The organism is Actinomyces sp. B33 (assembly GCF_028437565.1).
GTDB lineage: Bacteria > Actinomycetota > Actinomycetes > Actinomycetales > Actinomycetaceae > Pauljensenia.
In genome coordinates, this window is sequence record NZ_JAMRYR010000002.1 from 119,135 (window position 1) to 135,992 (window position 16,858).

14 protein-coding genes are annotated in these 16,858 nt (G+C 71.8%); 7 read left to right on the forward strand and 7 right to left on the reverse strand.

The window, feature by feature from the left end:
• Positions 1-3 precede the first annotated feature (3 nt).
• Genes M3T53_RS03030 through M3T53_RS03040 form a run of 3 tightly spaced genes read left to right on the forward strand, consistent with a single transcriptional unit; the run spans position 4 to position 2,518 of the window.
• Complete coding sequence (locus M3T53_RS03030; RefSeq protein WP_272432981.1) at positions 4-954, forward strand: ABC transporter ATP-binding protein; 951 nt, start codon at positions 4-6, stop codon at positions 952-954.
• Entirely contained in the window at positions 951-1,736 is a 786-nt protein-coding gene (locus M3T53_RS03035; protein ID WP_272432982.1) for an ABC transporter permease, read from the forward strand. Before M3T53_RS03030 ends, M3T53_RS03035 begins: the two co-directional genes overlap by 4 nt.
• Positions 1,733-2,518 carry an ABC transporter permease gene (locus M3T53_RS03040; RefSeq protein ID WP_272432983.1) on the forward strand — a complete coding sequence of 262 codons (786 nt, stop codon included), beginning with the start codon at positions 1,733-1,735 and terminating at the stop codon, positions 2,516-2,518. Before M3T53_RS03035 ends, M3T53_RS03040 begins: the two co-directional genes overlap by 4 nt.
• Before the next feature lie 30 nt (positions 2,519-2,548).
• Here the strand turns inward: M3T53_RS03040 and M3T53_RS03045 are convergent, their stop codons facing one another.
• From M3T53_RS03045 to M3T53_RS03070, 6 genes are all read right to left on the reverse strand, one after another.
• Positions 2,549-3,148 carry a GDSL-type esterase/lipase family protein gene (locus tag M3T53_RS03045; RefSeq protein WP_272433293.1) on the reverse strand — a complete coding sequence of 200 codons (600 nt, stop codon included), beginning with the start codon at positions 3,146-3,148 and terminating at the stop codon, positions 2,549-2,551.
• A 76-nt stretch (positions 3,149-3,224) separates the two neighbouring features.
• Positions 3,225-6,998, reverse strand: a complete 3,774-nt coding sequence (locus M3T53_RS03050) for a multifunctional oxoglutarate decarboxylase/oxoglutarate dehydrogenase thiamine pyrophosphate-binding subunit/dihydrolipoyllysine-residue succinyltransferase subunit (protein ID WP_272432984.1) — start codon at positions 6,996-6,998, stop codon at positions 3,225-3,227.
• A 188-nt stretch (positions 6,999-7,186) separates the two neighbouring features.
• The gene (locus tag M3T53_RS03055; protein ID WP_272432985.1) at positions 7,187-8,059 is read right to left on the reverse strand and encodes an ABC transporter permease; all 873 of its coding nucleotides are present in this window, start codon (positions 8,057-8,059) and stop codon (positions 7,187-7,189) included.
• A 3-nt stretch (positions 8,060-8,062) separates the two neighbouring features.
• On the reverse strand, positions 8,063-9,100 hold the full coding sequence (locus M3T53_RS03060) for an ABC transporter substrate-binding protein (RefSeq protein WP_272432987.1): 1,038 nt from the start codon (positions 9,098-9,100) through the stop codon (positions 8,063-8,065).
• Positions 9,101-9,156: 56 nt separating this feature from the next.
• Complete coding sequence (locus M3T53_RS03065) at positions 9,157-9,786, reverse strand: ABC transporter ATP-binding protein (RefSeq protein ID WP_272432988.1); 630 nt, start codon at positions 9,784-9,786, stop codon at positions 9,157-9,159.
• On the reverse strand, positions 9,779-10,594 hold the full coding sequence (locus M3T53_RS03070) for a class I SAM-dependent methyltransferase (protein ID WP_272432989.1): 816 nt from the start codon (positions 10,592-10,594) through the stop codon (positions 9,779-9,781). Before M3T53_RS03070 ends, M3T53_RS03065 begins: the two co-directional genes overlap by 8 nt.
• A gap of 280 nt (positions 10,595-10,874) precedes the next feature.
• Here M3T53_RS03070 and M3T53_RS03075 point away from each other — a divergent pair, with 280 nt between their 5' ends.
• The 4 genes from M3T53_RS03075 to M3T53_RS03090 all read left to right on the forward strand — a co-directional run bounded on the left by M3T53_RS03075 (position 10,875) and on the right by M3T53_RS03090 (position 15,019).
• Positions 10,875-12,185, forward strand: a complete 1,311-nt coding sequence (locus tag M3T53_RS03075; RefSeq protein WP_272433294.1) for a hemolysin family protein — start codon at positions 10,875-10,877, stop codon at positions 12,183-12,185.
• Positions 12,182-13,219: a hemolysin family protein gene (locus tag M3T53_RS03080; RefSeq protein WP_272432990.1), complete on the forward strand. Its 1,038-nt coding sequence runs from the start codon at positions 12,182-12,184 to the stop codon at positions 13,217-13,219. Before M3T53_RS03075 ends, M3T53_RS03080 begins: the two co-directional genes overlap by 4 nt.
• 127 nt (positions 13,220-13,346) lie before the next feature.
• Positions 13,347-14,201, forward strand: a complete 855-nt coding sequence (locus M3T53_RS03085) for a M23 family metallopeptidase (protein WP_272432991.1) — start codon at positions 13,347-13,349, stop codon at positions 14,199-14,201.
• On the forward strand, positions 14,198-15,019 hold the full coding sequence (locus M3T53_RS03090) for a glycerophosphodiester phosphodiesterase family protein (protein WP_272432992.1): 822 nt from the start codon (positions 14,198-14,200) through the stop codon (positions 15,017-15,019). The genes M3T53_RS03085 and M3T53_RS03090 overlap by 4 nt, the downstream gene beginning before the upstream one ends.
• Before the next feature lie 97 nt (positions 15,020-15,116).
• Here M3T53_RS03090 and M3T53_RS03095 read toward each other — a convergent pair whose 3' ends face one another.
• A complete protein-coding gene (locus M3T53_RS03095; protein WP_272432993.1) occupies positions 15,117-16,532 on the reverse strand; it encodes a sodium:proton antiporter in 1,416 nt (471 codons plus the stop codon).
• Positions 16,533-16,858 lie beyond the last annotated feature (326 nt).

Here is a 16,858-nt window from a genome sequence, read left to right on the forward strand (position 1 = left end):
GCCATGAACGAACACGATGCAGCACCGGCGCCCGGCGCCCCCGCCCTGTCCACCCACGAACTGACGAAGGCCTTCGGGCCGACGAGAGTCGTCGACTCCCTCAACCTGACGATCCCCCGGGGAGCCATCTACGGCTTCATCGGCCCCAACGGGTCCGGCAAGTCGACGACGATGAAGATGATCCTCGGCCTCCTCGACGCCACCTCCGGTCATGTCGAGGCCTTCGGCAGGCGCGTCGACCGGCGCTCCCTGCCGGCCCTCATGGCCAGAACCGGCTCGATGATCGAACAGCCCCCCGGCTACGGGCACCTCACCGGCGAGGAGAACCTGAGGATCGTCCAGCGCCTGCGCGGCCTGACGAACGCCGACGCCGACCGCGCCCTCGACCTCGTCGGCCTGACCGGTCACCGCCGCAAGCTCGTCAAGGCCTACTCGCTGGGCATGAAGCAGCGCCTGGGCATCGCCATGGCCCTCGCCCACCGGCCCGATCTCCTCGTCCTCGACGAGCCGACCAACGGCCTCGACCCCGCCGGCATCGAGGACATGCGGGCCCTCATGCGGTCCCTGGCCTCCGAGGGCGTGACGATCATGGTGTCGAGCCACCTCCTCGACGAAATCGACCGGACCTGCAGCGTCCTGGGCATCCTCTCCGCCGGGCGCCTCGTCTTCCAGGGCACCCGCGCCGAGCTCATGTCCCGCTCCGTGCCCGACCTCGTCGTCGTCTCCTCCGACCCGCGCGTCGTCGCCGACCCCGCGACCCTCGCCGGCCTGGGCGCGCGCGTCCTGCCCGACGACGAGGGCGTGCGGCTCGCCGACCTCACGCGGGAGGCCGGCGCCGAGCTCGTCCGCCGACTGGCCGCCGCCGGCGTCGACGTGTACGAGGCCCGGCGCGCCGGGCGCAGCCTCGAAGAGGTCTTCATGGACCTCACCGGCCAGGAGGGGGGACTGCGATGAGAGCGCCGACGACGCCCGTCCCCTCGACCGCGACCCTCCTGCGCGCCGAGGCCGCCAAGACCCGGCGCCTCCACCTGCCCCTGATCGTCGTCGTGTGCGTCGGCGTCATCTACCTGCTCACCCTGCCGCTGCGAGCCTCCGACCGGGCCCGCCTCGACGACCCCGGGATATGGCTCAGCCTCCTCATGGGCTACACGATCATCAACGGCCTGATCTCCCCGATCCTCATCGCCTTCGTCTCCTCGCGCCTCGTCGACGTCGAGCACGCCGGGCGCGGATGGACGCTCCACGCCACCCAGGGGGTCGGCGCCGGACGGCTGATGCGGATCAAGTTGACGATCCTCGCCCTGCTCCTCGCCTCGGCCGTCACGGCCCAGAGCCTCGTGTTCGTCGGCCTCGTCAAGGCCCTGGGGTGCTCCCAGCCCCTCGACGCGGGCCTGTGGGCCGGGTACACGGCGACCCTCATCGCCGTCGACCTGGCGCTCGCGGCCCTCCACGTCCTGCTGGCCGGCGCCGTCGACAACCAGGTCGTATGCGTCGGCATCGGCTTCATCGGCTCCCTCGCCGCCTTCTACATGTTCCTCTTCCCCTCCGCCGTCGCCCGCCTCCTGCCCTGGGGCTACTGGGCGATGATCTCGCGGACCTCGATGAGCCCGTCCGGCGACGGGTCGATCGTCCTCGTCGACCCCGACTGGGCGTGGATCGCCGGCTACCTCCTCCTGTGCGCAGTCGTCTTCGCCGTCGCCTGCGCCCGATTCGACCGCAAGCAGGTGACCGCATGACCCCCGCATCCCGACCCGCGCCCCGGCCCTTCGCCCTCATCGGCGCCGAGCTCATCAAGCTGCGACGCAGCCCGGCCTGGCTCCTCGCCGCCCTCATCCCCGCGGCCGCCGTCCTCACCGGCGCGATCAACTACTCCGGCAACTCCGGCCCCGGCGGATCCCTGGACCCGACGTGGGAGGACTACACGAGCCAGGTCACGCTCTTCTACGGCCTCGTCTTCGCCACCCTGACGGTCAGCCTCATCGCCGCCTCCGTGTGGCGGCCCGAGCACCGGACGACCTCGTGGAACCTCGTCGCCTCCTCCGGGCACCCGCGCTGGGCGCTCGTCACCGCCAAGACCCTCGTCATCGCCATGCCCCTGGCCCTCGCGCAAACCGTCTTCACCGTGCTGACCTGGATCTGTGGGACCTTCGTCTTCGACGTCGAGGGGACGATGCCCCCCGCCTTCGTCAGCGCGAACGCCATCGCCCTCGTCGCCGCCCTGCCCTTGATCGCCCTCCAGTCCGCCGTCGCCTCGCGTCTGCCGGCGTTCATCGCCTCCCCGGCCGTCGGCCTCGTCGGCGCGGTCATCGGGATCGGAGTCCTCGGCAAGGGGGCGCTCATCGTCCGCGTCTGGCCGCCGTCGCTGCTCACCCAGGCCCTCACCCTCGGGTCGTCCGCCCTGAGCGACGCCGGCACCCTCGACTGGGCGGGCGTCGCCCCCGTCCTGGCGGGAACGGCCGTCTCCGCCGTCGCGTGCTGGGGCGCGCTCGCCCTCGTCGGAGGCCCCCGGCGGGTCTGACGGGAGCGCCCGGACGGGGGGGGACGGGGGTCAGCCGCGCGGCTCGGCCCCCGTCCACTCGTGCCAGCCCTGATGGAGGACGAGCCACGCCATGAGCGCGTAGCCCGACTGGCCCGGCAGCGTCATCCCCGACTCCGTGCGCGCCCGCGACGCCGCCATGTCCTCGAACCACTGGTCGTGGGCGACCAACGGGGTGAACACGTCGACGAAGGGCAGCCCCCGGCGCTCGCACACCTGGGCGCACGACGCCGACAGGGCCCTGAGCGCCCCCTGATCGACCCCCGCCAGGGGCGGCGGGCCGACGACGAAGCACGGGATCCCCAGGGCGGCCGCCCGATCCGTGATATTCGCCAGATTGAGGCGCGAGCGGGGCGACGACACGCCGGCGGGAACATCCGCCGCGCCGACCGCGACGACGAGTCCCCGAGTCCCCGAGGAGCCCAGGCGCAGAACAGCCTCGGACTCCCAGCGTGCCGACATGTCCCGCGTCGTCTCGCCGGGGACCGGCAGCGTCATGACATTCGTCGTCTCCTCGAAGACGCTGTGGGCGACGACCCGGCCGACCCACCCCAATCCCCGGGGATCCCCGGTGCCGGCCGTCAGCTCGTCGCCGATGACGCAGATCCGCATCTCGTCTCCATTCGCGCGCAACACCCCCATGATCCCCCGAAGCCGACGCCCGCGCCCGCCGACACGTCGGCGGGCGTCAGTCCCCGAAGGCCTCGGCGATGAGGAGGCGCGCCTGGGCGGCGTGATCCGACGCCCGCCCCGTCGCCGTCGTCGCCGACTCCGGGCGAGACACGAGGCGCACCTGCCGGTCCAGGAGCGGGAACAGGTTGAGGGCGAAGAACGGCCAGGCCCCCTGATTGCGGGGCTCGTCCTGGACCCACACGACCTCGGCGTCGCCGTAGGCGGACAGCTCGGCGGCCACCGCGTCGGCCGCCAACGGGTAGAGCTGCTCGACGCGCAGGATCGCCGTCGACCAGTCGGCCCGCTCGGAGCGCTCGCGGACGAGGTCGTAGTAGACGCGCCCCGAGCACAGGAGCACCCGGGTGACGGACGCCGCCTCGACGCGGCGCTCGTGCTCGCCGATGACGGGGCGGAAGGCGCCGGAGGTGAACTCGTCGAGGGAGGAGGTCGCCGCCGACAGGCGCAGGAGCTGCTTGGGGGTGAAGGCGATGAGGGGGCGCCGGGGGCGCGCGTACGCCTGGGTGCGCAGCATGTGGAAGTGGTTGGCCGGCGTCGACGGCTGGACGATCCACAGGTTGTCCTCGGCGGCGAGCTGGAGGTACCGCTCGATGCGGGCCGACGAGTGGTCGGGGCCCTGCCCCTCGTAGCCGTGGGGCAGGAGCATGACGAGGGAGGAGCGCTGGCCCCACTTCTGCTCGGCGGACACGATGAACTCGTCGATGACGGTCTGGGCCCCGTTGGCGAAGTCGCCGAACTGGGCCTCCCAGATCGTCAGCGCGTCGGGCCGTTCGACGGAGTAGCCGTAGTCGAAGGCGAGGACCGCGTACTCCGACAGCGGCGAGTCGTAGACGCCGAAGGCGCCCTGGTGGGGGGTGAGGAAGCTCAGCGGCGTGAACTCGCGCCCGTCGGCGTGGTCGTGGAGGACGGCGTGGCGCTGGACGAAGGTCGCGCGCCGCGAGTCCTCGCCGGACAGGCGCACCGGGGTCCCCTCGAGGAGGAGGGTGCCCAGGGCGAGGACCTCCCCGAAGCCCCAGTCGATCGGGCGCGAGCCGAGCGCCATCTCGAGGCGGCGCTCGCACAGGGCGCGGATCTTCGGGTGCGGGGTGAAGCCGGGGGGGAAGGCGACGTGGGCGCGGCCGACCCTCTCGATCTGGTCGGGGGTGGCGGCGGAGTCCCATCCGATCATCATCCCCTGGCCGGGCAGTTGGGCTTCGGGGATCGACCACTGGGTGGGGCCGGCGGAGTCGGGCGAGTAGGGGTCGGCGGACCGCCAGCCGTTCTCGCGCGTCTGGGACAGGATGCGGCTGAGCTCGGCCTCGTAGGAGGCGATGGAGGCGGCCGCGTCCTCCTCGGTCAACTGGCCGCGTCCGACGAGGTTGCGCGTGTAGACGGCGCGGGTCGAGGGGATCCGGTCGATGAGGGAGTACATGACGGGCTGGGTCATCGACGGGTCGTCGCCCTCGTTGTGGCCGCGCCTGCGGTAGCACACCATGTCGATGATGACGTCCTTGTGGAAGCGGGTGCGGTACTCCCAGGCGAGGCGGGCCATGCGGACGACGGCCTCGGGGTCGTCGGCGTTGACGTGGAGGATGGGGACCTGCAGGCCCTTGGCGAGGTCCGTCGGGTAGCGGGTGGATCGCCCGGACGCCGGGCCGGTGGTGAATCCGATCTGGTTGTTGACGATGATGTGGATCGTCCCGCCGGTGCGGTAGCCGGGGAGCTGGGAGAGGTTGAGGGTCTCCTGGACGACGCCCTGGCCGATGAAGGCGGCGTCGCCGTGGATGAGGACGGGGATGATCGGCAGGTCGGGGTCGCCGAGAACCTCCTGCTTGGCGCGGACGATGCCCTCGAGGACCCCGTCGGAGGCCTCCAGGTGGGAGGGGTTGGCGCCGATGTAGACCTTGGTGGCCAGCCCGTCCTCGGGCGAGTACACGCCCCACGTCCCCAGGTGGTACTTGACGTCGCCCGAGCCCTGGAGCATGTCCGGGTCGTAGGCGCCCTCGAACTCGGAGAAGATCTGCGCGTAGGACTTGCCGGCGATGTTCGCCAGGACGTTGAGGCGGCCGCGGTGGGCCATGCCGATGGCGACCTCGTGGATGCCGCCCCTGGCGGAGGCGTCGAGGATCTCGTCGAGGAGGGGGATGAGGGATTCGCCGCCCTCGAGGGAGAAGCGCTTCTGCCCGACGAACTTCGTCTGGAGGAACTCCTCGAAGGCCTCGGCGCGGATGAGGGTGGACAGGATCCGGTGGCGCTCGTCGGCGGAGGGGGCCTCGTAGGGGCGCTCGATGCGCTCCTGGACCCATTGGCGCTGCTCGGGGTCCTGGATGTGCATGTACTCGATGCCGACGCTGCGTGTGTACGTGTCGTGGAGCTGGGTGAGGATGTCGCGCAGGAGCATCGTCTCGTGCCCGCCGAATCCGCCGGTGGGGAAGGGCCGGTCGAGGTCCCACACGCTCAGCCCGTAGCTGGAGATCGCCAGGTCGGGGTGGTGGCGGACCCGATAGGCGAGGGGGTCGGTGTCGGCGGCGAGGTGGCCGCGCGAGCGGTAGGCGTGGATGAGTTCGGCGATGCGGGCGGGCTTGCCCTTGTCGCGCACGGGGTCGTACTCCTGGTCGGACTCCCACGCGTAGGGGCGGACGGGGACGTGGAAGGAGGCGAAAGCCCGCTCGTAGAAGCCGTCGCGCCCGGAGATCTTGCGGTCGATGAGGTCGAGGAGGCGCCCGGAGGCGGCGCCCTGGATGACCCGGTGGTCGTAGGTGGAGGTCATCGACATGGCTTTGCCGACGCCGAGGGCGGCCAGGCGGGCGGGGGAGGCCCCGCGCAGTCCGGCCGGGTAGTCGGTGGCGCCGATACCGATGATGAGCCCCTGTCCGCGCATGAGGCGGGGCACGGAGGAGGTGGTCCCCAGGGTCCCCGGATTGGTCAGGGTGCAGGTGGCGCCGGAGTAGTCGGCGGTGGTGAGTTTCCCGTGCCGGGCGCGTTCGACGACGTCCTGGTAGGCGTCGACGAATTCCATGAACGTCAGGGTGTCGGCCTCGTGGATCACGGGGACGGCGAGGGTGCGCTCGCCGGAGGGCGAGACGACGTCGATGGCCAGTCCGAGGCCGACGTGGGCGAGGCGCTCGACGGTGGGCTTGGGGGCGTCGGGCAGGTAGCGGACGTTGACCTCGGGCATCTCGCACAGGGCCTCGACGAGGGCGTACCCGATGAGGTGGGTGAAGGAGACCTTGCCGCCGACGGTGCGGGTGAGGTGGGCGTTGAGGATCGCGCGGTTCTCGATGAGCAGGGTCGCGGGGATCTGGCGCTGGGAGGTGGCCGTCGGGACGGACAGGGAGGCGTCCATGTTCATCGCGGTGGCGCGGGCGGCCCCTTTGAGGATCACCGTCTCGTCGGCGTCGAGGGCGTCGGCGTTGAGGGCGGCGGCCGCGCGCCCGGAGCGCTGGCGGGTGTAGGGGGAGGTGGCCTCGGCGATGCGCGAGGGGGGCGCGGGCGGCAAGTCGGAGCGGGTGACGGTCTCCTCGCCGAGGCCGGCGCGCGGGTCCTCAGCACCCTCGTCGGCGTCGGCGGGGGCGGGCGCGTCCTGCTTCGGGGGCGCGGGGGGCTCGGCGGGCGCGGGAGGGGTCTTCGGCGCGAGCACCGGCTCGGCTTCGCAGGAGGAGGGGATTGTTCCCTGCGAGGCCTCGAAGTAGGCGCGCCAGGAGTCGTCGAGGGAGGAGGGGTCGGCGAGGTAGGCGGCTCGCATCTTCTCGACGTACCACTGCTGCGCGGACGGGTTGCTCGGATCTTCCACGGTCGGACTCCCTTGTCGTTCTCACCCCGATGGGGGCCAGTTTAGGCAGGCGCCGGCGGATTTCGTCGGACTTGGGCGACCGATGAACCTCAGGTGATGAGGCCTTGAACCCGATGCGGTCAAGTGTTGGGGATCGTAGGCGGTGGGCGCGGGGAGCCTCCCCGACGGGGGAGGAGGGGCGCGGCCGGTCAGGACGACGCCGGGGGCGTCATCCGGCGGCGGATCGGGGCGACGAGCACGCGCTCGAGGACGTACGTCAGGGACGTCATGACGATCGCATAGGCGAAGACGTCGGGCGTCTCGATGTTGATCTGGGCCAGGCGCAGCGCGCCCCCGATCCCGGAGGCCGTCGCCAGCAGCTCGGCCATGACCGTCACCCGGATCGACTGGCCGAGGGCCACGGTTGTCGCGGCGACGATCGGGGGGACGACCATCGGGGTGATGATGCGCCAGGCGATGCGCCTGCGGGGCAGCCCGAAGACCCGGCCCATCTCGACGAGATCCCGGTCGATGCCGCGGACCGCCTGCGCGGTCGCCTCGGCGATGAGCGGGGACGTGACGATGGCGACGACGACGGGGACGACGGCGCCGGTCGGACCGAGCCACAGCATGACGAGGATGACGAAGATGATCGCCGGGGTCGACAGCATGAGCTGGAGGAGCGGCTGGGTGAATGCGCGCACGCGCGGCCAGGCGCCGCGCGACGCGCCCCACGCCAGGCCGACGGACAGGGCGAGGAGCAGGCCTCCCAGGGCCCGCGACAGGGACAGTCCCAGCGCGGACCAGAACCCGGGGTCGAGGGCCATCTCCCACAGGGCGCGGCCCGTCGCGGCCGGCCCGGGGAACACGTATTCGAGGCGCCCGGAGGACCCGGCCCACCAGGCGAGCAGAAGGGCCGCTGATCCGACGAGGAGCCACCGGCCCTCGGAGCGCCGCGAAAGAGCCCCGCCCGCACCGCCCCCGGTCGCCGGCGCAGCGCCCGCGGGGATCTCGGAGGGCGAGCCGGGGTCGGGCGACTCCGGCTCGATGACCGTCCGCGGGCGGTGCGCTGCGCCTGCCACCGGTCAGCCCCCGTAGAAGCCGGAGTCGGGCAGGGTGCCGCCGTAGATGTCCGACGACTCCGAGCCGATGCGGGTGAGGAAGTCCTCGTAGGCGGCGCGCGCCTCGCCGGCGGGCACCATGTCGAGGCGCAGCTTCGGGACGACCGCCGTGACGATGGGCAGGGGGAGGCCGTAGTGGTCGGCGACCTTCTGGAGGGTCTGCTCGTCACCGGCGTTGAGCTTGTCGATCGTCGCCGTCAGCTCGGCGCGGACGGCGTCGACGAGGCCCGGGTTGGAGCGCGCCAGCTCCCCGGGCATGACGAGGCCGGCCATGGGGAACTTCGCCTCCCCGCCGGTCGCTTCGCCCCACGCGGTCTGCAAGTCGATGACCGAGGCCAGATCGATGCCGGCCTCCTTGGCCTTGGCGGCGGCGACGGTGGCGCCGTGCTCGGGCAGGACTGCCCAGTCGACCTGTCCCTGGACGAGCATCTGGAGGACCTGTTGAGAATCGTCGACGGGGACGATCTCCAGGTCGTCGGGGGTCAGGCCCTTCTGCTTGAGGAGATAGCGGAAGACGAGGTCGGGCATGTTGCCGGGCATCGGGACGGCGATCCTCGCGCCCCTGAGCTGCTCCCAGTCGCCCTGGGGGGCGTCGGCGGGGCCGACGACGTGGAGCATCCCCCAGACGACGGGGCCGACGAACTGGATGTCGACGCCCTTGTTGTACAGGTTGGCGGCGACGTAGGCGGGGGTGGCGGCGACCTCGACCTGTCCGCCCATGAGGGCGGCCTTGAGCTGCTCGATGTTCTCCCAGTTCGTCACCTCGATGTCGTCGGAGAACTCGGCGAGATGCCCCTCGGCGCCGAATCCGGCCATCGGGGCGCCGAAGGCCATCGTCTGGGGGACGTAGGCGCGGATCGAGTCGATGCGGGCGGGCGCCGTTTCGGCGGGCGCCGCCGGGGGCGAGGACTGGACGGCTCCCGGGTCGGCGGGGGTCGAGCAGCCCGCCAGGCCCAGGCCCAGGGCGAGCGCGCCGGAGGCGGCGAGGAGTCGGCGGATCATGGGGGTCCTTTCTCTCAGGGGTGCTGTGCTTTTCGTCGGGGGGCCCGCGGGCGGGATCAGGAGAGGGTCCACGTCCCGGGCGGGCCGTCGAGGTGGAGGCGCCGGTCGGAGACTGCATCGAGCTCCCCGTCCTCGTGGGAGACCCAGACGGTCGTCGGCGCGTGGTCGCGCACGAGGCGCATGAGCTCGTCGCGCAGGGCGGCGGCCAGCGGCTTGTCGAGGGCGGAGAACGGCTCGTCGACGAGGAGGAGGCGCGGGCCGACGGCGAGGGCGCGGGCGATGGCGACGCGCTGGCGCATCCCGCCGGACATCTGGTGGGGGTACAGGCCGGCGGCGTCCGCCAGCCCGACCCGTTCGAGCCACTCCTCGGCCCAGAAGAAACGGTCGGCGCGAGAGCGGTCCACGGGCAGGAGGACGTTCTCGTGGGCCGTGAGCCATGGGAGGAGCCGGGCCTCCTGGAAGACCATGCCGAGGGGTCCGTCGGGCCGCTCGACGGTTCCCCCGTAGTCGTCTGTCAGTCCGGCGATGGCGCGCAGCAGGGTCGTCTTGCCCGCGCCCGAGGCCCCGGAGACGCCGAGGACCTGTCCGGGGGCGACGCTGAAGGTCAGCGCGTCGACGAGGAGGAGGCCCCGGCGCACGAGCCTGAGCCGGTCGACTCCCAGGTCCGTGGCCCGGGTGTCAGTCACGGGGCTTGACCGCGACGTAGGCGACGGCGTGGAGATGGTCGGCGTTCGCCCGGAAGACGGCGCGCATGGCGAGCAGGCGTGTGCGGGCGGCGGGGTTGCGCCGGACGTTGGCGAGGAACCGCAGGGCCCCCATCGGCCCTTCGTCGGCGATGAGGCGTGAGGGCTCGAGCAGCCGCATCGGGTTGGAGTCCTCGTGGACGACCTCGAATCCGGCCTCCTCCAGGAGGGCGCGCCACTGGGCGTGCGTCAGGGGCCGGGCGCCGACCTTGATCGTGCGCGACAGGGCGCGCGACACCTCATCGACGACGGCGTCGGGCAGGTCGTCGGGGGAGAATCCGAGTTCGTGGATCGCGTAGCGGCCGCCGGGGGCGAGGATCCGGTGGGCCTCGCGCATGATCCGCAGCTTCTCGGCGGCCGAGTGCATCGTCAGCATCGCCTCGCCGACGACCAGGTCGGCGCTGGCCTCCTCCAATCCGGTGTCCTGGGCGTCGGCGACGTGCAGGCGGGCCCGGGGGTGGGCGGCGAGGACGGCCCGCATGTCGCCCGCCGGCTCGCTGTTCGGATCGACCCCGATGTACGAGGCGGGCCGGGAGCGCAGGAGGATCTCGGCGGTGCGGCCGACGCCGGGGCCGAACTCGACGATGCGGTCGTGCTCGCCGGGGGCCGCGGCGGCGATGAGCCTGCGGGTGAGCTCGATGCCGCCGGGGCGCAGGACGCGCTTGCCGAGCCTGGCCATGAGCCAGTGCCCCTGGAGGCGCTCCTCCTCGGGGCCGGAACGGTCGCCGCGCACGGGCGGGTGCTCGGTCATCGGGGTCCTTTCGCCGACGGGATGGGAAGGGCGACGAATGAAATAGATCATTCACTCATTCCGAATATAACAGAGGTGAGCCTTGCCATAGGGTGGTGCGGTCCGGGGTGGGTAACGGAGGGCCCGGGTGTGCGTCGGCCCACCCTCGACGGCGCGCGGCCCGCGCGGCGAACCCGATAGGATGTGGGCACCATGGACGACGACAGTACGGGCGGCGCGACGCCCTCCGATCCTCCCCCTGCCGCGAGTCGACGGAGCGGCTGTGGTCGCTGATCTCCTCATGCTCCTCCTCGGCGTCCTCCTGACCGCCGGGACCTTCATCTTCGTCTCCGCGGAGTTCAGCCTCGTCGCCCTCGACCAGGCCTCCGTCGAACAGCGCGCCCACGCCGGGGACAAGTCCGCCGCCCAGGTCCTCAAGGCGACGAAGACCCTGTCGACCCAGCTGTCCGGCGCCCAGGTCGGCATCACCTTGACGACGATCCTCCTGGGCTACACCACCCAGTCGACGATCGCCCGGCTCCTCTCGCGGCTCCTCGACGACGCCGGGCTCGCCCAGGCCCTCGCCACCGGGATCGCCGCCGTCGTCGCCGCCCTCGTCATCAACGCGTTCTCCATGCTCTTCGGCGAACTCGTCCCCAAGAACCTCGCCCTGGCCCACCCGCTGCGCACCGCCGGCCTCGTCGTCCCCTTCCAGACGGCCTTCACCACGGTCTTCTCGCCCGTCATCGCCGTGCTCGGCGGATCGGCGAACTGGGTCCTCGCCCGTTTCGGCATCGAGCCGCAGGAGGAGCTCTCCTCGGCCCGCTCCGCCTCCGAGCTCGCCGCCCTCGTCCGCCACAGCGCTGAGGAGGGCACCCTCGACACCTCGACCGCCTCCCTCTTCACCAACTCGATCCGCATCTCCTCCCTGACCGCCGCCGACGTCATGACCGACCGAGGGCTCCTCCACACCCTCGGGGAGGACCGGACCGCCGCCGACGTCGTCGCCCTCGCCCGGGAGACCGGGCACTCCCGCTTCCCCGTCATCGGCGAGGACAGCGACGACGTCATCGGCCTCGTCTCCCTGCGTCGCGCCGTCGCCGTCCCCTACGAGCGGCGCGCCGACGTGCCCGTCGTCTCCTCCTCCCTCATGGCCGAGGCCCCCGAGGTCCCCGAGACGGCCCCCCTGGGGCCCCTGATGGTCCAACTGCGCGACGAAGGCCTCCAGATGGCCGTCGTCGTCGACGAGTACGGCGGCGTCTCGGGGATCGTCACCCTCGAGGACGTCATCGAGGAGATCGTCGGCGAGGTCTCCGACGAGCACGACCAGAGGCGACTGGGGATCCGGCGCCGCGCCGACGGGGCCTTCCTCGTCCCCGGGACGCTGCGCCCCGACGAGATCGCCGAGAGGATCGGCATCGCCCTGCCCGACGACGGGCCCTACGACACCGTCGCCGGCCTCATCATGACCGACCTGGGCCGCCTGCCCGTCGTCGGCGACGCCGTCGACTGCGCCGGGACGCGCCTCGAAGTCGCCCAGATCCAAGGGCGCAGGATCACCCAGATCGCCATCGACGCGCCCGCCGCCGACGCCGAGGAGGCCGGCCGATGAGCCCCCTGACCGGGATAGCGATCACCGCGCTCCTCCTCTTCCTCAACGCCGTCTTCGTCGCCGGAGAATTCGCCGTCACCTCGACGCGCCGCTCCCAGATCGAGCCGCTCCTCGCCCAGGGCAGGCGCGGCTCCGCCCAGGCGATGCACGCCCTCGAACACGTCTCCCTCATGCTGGCGATCTGCCAGCTCGGCGTCACCGTCGCCTCGACGACCCTCGGCGTCGTCGCCGAGCCCACCATCGCCCGCCTCGTCGAGGAACCCCTCGTCTCCGCCGGCCTGCCCGCCGCCAGCGCCCACGTCGTCGGATTCGCCGTCGCCCTCGTCATCGTCCTCTACCTGCACGTCGTCTTCGGCGAGATGGTCCCCAAGAACGTCTCGATCTCGACGCCCGTGCGGATGCTGCTCGTCCTCGCGCCCGTCCTCGTCGCCCTGGGCCGGGCGATCCGCCCGATCATCGAGGCGATGGACCGCATCGCCAACTGGTTCGTCCGCAGGGCCGGCTTCGAGCCGCAGTCCGAGATCGCCGCCGCCTTCACCGTCGAGGAGGTCGCCTCGATCGTCGAGCTGTCCCAGGCCGAGGGGACGATCTCCGACGACCTCGGCCTGCTGACCGGGACCCTCGAGTTCTCCTCGGAGACCGCCGGCAGCGCCATGGTCGCCGTCGATGACCTCGTCCTCCTCCCGGCCTCGACGACCCCCGCCGAACTCGAGCACCACGTCGCAGCCACCGGGTTCTCCCGATTCCCCGTCGTCGACGACGAGGCGACGATCATCGGGTACCTCCACCTCAAGGACGTCCTGTACGCGCAGGGAGAGGAGAGGGACCAGCCGGTGACGCCCTGGCGCGTGCGGCGAATGGAGTCCGTGCGGGACACCGACGAGGTCGAGACGGCCCTGCGGCACATGCAGCGCGCCGGCACCCATTGCGCGCTCGTCAAGGACGAGGCGGGGGCCCTCCTCGGCGTCCTCTTCCTCGAGGACGTCCTCGAGGAGCTCGTCGGCGAGGTCAGGGACTCCCTCCAGAAGGGCTGAACGACCGCACCGGTCGGTGTGACTCCGTGCGGGATCGCGCCCAGCCCCTCGCGCGGGAGGGAGCGGCCGGGGTAGATTTGACGGGGCGCGCATCGAGTACGCGCCCGATCGCGATCCGAGGAGCGCAGTGAACGACGAATCGAGGCCCTGCCCCCTGCCGACCCGACGCCAGGTCCGCGAGCGCGAGGCCGCCGCCGAGCAGACGGGTCGGCGCGCTCAGAGGATCTCGCGCAGTCGCTCGGGAGGGCTGCGCGTCGCCGTCCTCATCGCCCTGGCGACGACGACGGTCGTCGTCCCCGTCTCCGGATTCGTCGGCTCGGACTCCTCGGTCGCCCTGCCGGCCCGTCTCCTCGGCACACCCGCGGGATCGTCCAGCTGGGCCTCGGGCGCGGCCGCCCCCGTCGAGGCGGACCTCGCCGGGTCGGCCACGGCCGCGTCCCGGGCCCGCGTCCGCGCGCCGCTGACGCTCACCGACTGCGCGGCCTCGTCGGCGGTGGCCGACGGATCGAGGATCATCGAAGTCCGGGCCGACACGATCTACTGGCCCGTCGAGCAGGGCGCCTTCCAGATCACCTCCCCGTTCTCGATGAGGGTGTCGCCGATCTCCGGCCAGCTCCTCATGCACGAGGGCATCGACCTGTCGGCCCCGCTGGGCACCCCCGTGTACGCGACCTACTCGGGCTCGGTCGTCGAGGTCTCGGAGAACTCGCGCTCCGGCGCCTTCGTCAAGATCAAGCACCAGTTGAGCGACGGCACCGTCTTCTACTCGATGTACCTGCACCAGTACATGGACGCGATCCTCGTCAAGACCGGCGACGAGGTCTCCGCCGGCCAGCGGATCGGGGCCGTCGGGAACAACGGGTGGTCGACCGGGCCGCATCTGCACTTCGAGATCCACGACGCCGAGGACAAGCCCGTCGATCCGCAGGCGTGGCTCGACGAGGCCCGCGCCGTCTACATCGGGCAGGAGAGCTGCCGATGATGCTCGTGCGACACGGGGCCGGGCCCCTCGTCCTCGCCCACCGGGGGGGAGACCTCGGCCACGGGGAGAACACCCTGGAGGCGTTCGCGGCCGCGCGGGCCCTGGGGGTGCGCCATATCGAGACCGATGTCCACCTGAGCGCCGACGGGCGGGTCGTCGTCAGCCACGATCCGGATCTGGCCCGGTGCTTCGGGATCGATATGAGGATCGGCCAGTTGACGTGGCGAGAGCTCGCCGAGCTGCGCACGCCGACGGGGGAGCGCATGCCGCTCCTGTCGGAGGCGCTCGTCGCGTTCCCGGACATGTACTTCAACGTCGACGCGAAGGCCTTCGGCGTCGAGCGGCCCCTCCTCGAGGTCGTCGAACGCCATGGGGCCGCCGATCGCGTCCTCATCGCCTCTTTCTCGGAGTCGCGCCTGCGGCGCGTGCGCGCAATGAGCGAGGGCGGGGTCGCGACGTCCCTCGGGGTCGCGGCCGTCGCCCGCCTCGTCGCCGCCGCGCAGACCGCGACCTCCCCGACCCGGTGGCGGCTGCCCGGCCCGCGTCAGGGGGCCGTCGCCGTTCAGGTGCCGATCCGTCAGGGCGCCCTGCGCGTCGTCGACGCCCGATTCGTCGCCGCCGCCCACGCGGCGGGCCTGGCCGTCCACGTGTGGACGGTCGACGAGGAAGCGGAGGTCGTCGAGCTCATCGGCCTGGGGGTGGACGGGATCGTGACGAACCGCCCGGGAGTCGTCCGCGACCTCCTGGACGCCCGCGGCCTGTGGGCCGAGCCGGAGCCGCCTTCTTCCCGGCGCAGCCGCCAGGGCGCCCGGGACTGACGCGCCCTCGGCGCCCGCCCGGGACTGACGCGTCGGGGCGGGGGCCGGGCGGGCCCCGTTCTCCCGGTCCGACGCTCCCTTGGCGGGCGCGGCCGGGTCAGTTCTCCCCGGTGAATCCCGCGACTCCCTCGGCCTTTCGGGCCTTGAGGAGGCGGACGCCGACCAGCGCGAGGAGCGCGAGGGTCAGGCCCCAGCCGGACGCGTGCGCCCACGTCGACTCGGCGATGAAGATCAGGGCCATCGCGGCCAGGATCGGGACGAGGAGGGCGAACGCGTGGGCGATGTAGTGCCCGAAGCTCGGCATCGCGACGCCGTCTGCTTCGGCGACCGACTTGACCATGAAGTTCGGCCCGTTGCCGATGTAGGTGATCGCGCCGCACAGGACGGCGCCCAGGGAGATCGGGACGAGGTAGTGCTCGGGGACCCCGGCGATCAGCGGATCCGCGCCGCCCAGGGCCTTGGCCATCTCGAAGAAGGTCATGTAGGTCGGCGCGTTGTCGAGGATCGAGGATAGGCCGCCGGTGAAGAGGAAGAAGGTCATGCGCGTCAGGGGCAGGCTCGGGGCGATCTGCTCAAGGTAGCGCAGGGCGGGGGCCATCGTCGTGAAGATGCCGATGAAGAGCGTGGCGACCTCGGCGATGGGGGCCCAGGTGAAGGCGTTGTCGCGGAAGCGGATGTCGCGGTCGCCGAGGACGTAGGAGGCGCCGGCGGCGCCGGCCATGACGAGCTCTCGCCAGGGGATCAGGCCGGCCCCGTGGGCGTGCCCTTCGGCGAGGGCCTCCCCGTCCCACGAGGGGATGAAGGCGACGGCGAGGATGATGACCCCGAAGAGGAGGAGGTTCATCCCCCCGCGCAGGCGCAGGGGCGTGATCTCGGTGTCGTCGCGCATGAGGGATGCGGGGTTCTCGGAGGCGTAGCGCACGGAGTCGATGGAGTAGTAGGTGGCCAGGAGGAGGACGAGGACGAACGCCCATTCCTTGACGAGGCCGAGGGTCCAGGTGAAGGGGACGCCGTGGAGGAAGCCGAGGAAGAGCGGCGGGTCGCCGAGCGGGGTGAGGAGGCCGCCGCAGTTGGCGACGACGAAGATCGTGAAGAGCACGGTGTGGACCCGGTGGACGCGTTCCTTGTTCGTCGCCAGCAGCGGGCGGATCAGGAGCATGGCGGCTCCGGTGGTGCCGATGAAGGAGGCGAGGAGGCCGCCGATGGCCAGGAAGATCGTGTTGTTGCGGGGGGTGGCCTGGATGTCGCCTTCGAGGTGGATGCCGCCGGAGACGACGAAGAGGGCGAAGAGCAGGGCGATGAACTGGATGTACTCGACGGCGGTGGCGATGAAGGAGCCGGGGCCGGCGGTCGCCCACATCCAGATCGTCGTGGGGACGCCGAGGGCCAGGGCGACGATCAGCTGACTGGAGTTCTTCTCCCACCAGTGCGAGGTCGCCGGGATGATCGGCAGGAGCGCGATGCTCGCGAGCATCGCGATGAAGGGGATCAGGCACCACCATTGGTAGGTCATCGCAGTCCTTTCTGCCGCGCGGGCTGCTTCCTCGGATCCTCGCATTGTTGACAATAATCCTAGACCTGCTGTTGAGGGGGCCGGTCTGGGCCTTCGGTCCCCGCGCATGCGGCGCCCATGCGGCCACCAGCCCGCTCACCGCCCCACCCTTCCCACGATTTCCCCCGAAAACGAACATTTCCTGCGGAAAACGGGCCCAGAATTTCGTTTTCCGGGGAAATCGCTAGGCGGTGGCGAGGACAGCCACGATCCCGAGTCCCTTGAACGCGATGGGCCACGACTCGCCGGCTTCAGCCGGGCACGCGAAAACCCCGAGCACACGCAGA

Coding starts and splice junctions, on each gene's coding strand:
- M3T53_RS03090 (WP_272432992.1), top strand. CDS start 14,198: ATGATGCTCGTGCGACACGGGGCCGGGCCCCTCGTCCTCGCCCACCGG.
- M3T53_RS03060 (WP_272432987.1), bottom strand. CDS start 9,100: ATGATCCGCCGACTCCTCGCCGCCTCCGGCGCGCTCGCCCTGGGCCTG.
- M3T53_RS03045 (WP_272433293.1), bottom strand. CDS start 3,148: ATGCGGATCTGCGTCATCGGCGACGAGCTGACGGCCGGCACCGGGGAT.
- M3T53_RS03075 (WP_272433294.1), top strand. CDS start 10,875: ATGCTCCTCCTCGGCGTCCTCCTGACCGCCGGGACCTTCATCTTCGTC.
- M3T53_RS03040 (WP_272432983.1), top strand. CDS start 1,733: ATGACCCCCGCATCCCGACCCGCGCCCCGGCCCTTCGCCCTCATCGGC.
- M3T53_RS03035 (WP_272432982.1), top strand. CDS start 951: ATGAGAGCGCCGACGACGCCCGTCCCCTCGACCGCGACCCTCCTGCGC.
- M3T53_RS03095 (WP_272432993.1), bottom strand. CDS start 16,532: ATGACCTACCAATGGTGGTGCCTGATCCCCTTCATCGCGATGCTCGCG.
- M3T53_RS03030 (WP_272432981.1), top strand. CDS start 4: ATGAACGAACACGATGCAGCACCGGCGCCCGGCGCCCCCGCCCTGTCC.
- M3T53_RS03080 (WP_272432990.1), top strand. CDS start 12,182: ATGAGCCCCCTGACCGGGATAGCGATCACCGCGCTCCTCCTCTTCCTC.
- M3T53_RS03070 (WP_272432989.1), bottom strand. CDS start 10,594: ATGACCGAGCACCCGCCCGTGCGCGGCGACCGTTCCGGCCCCGAGGAG.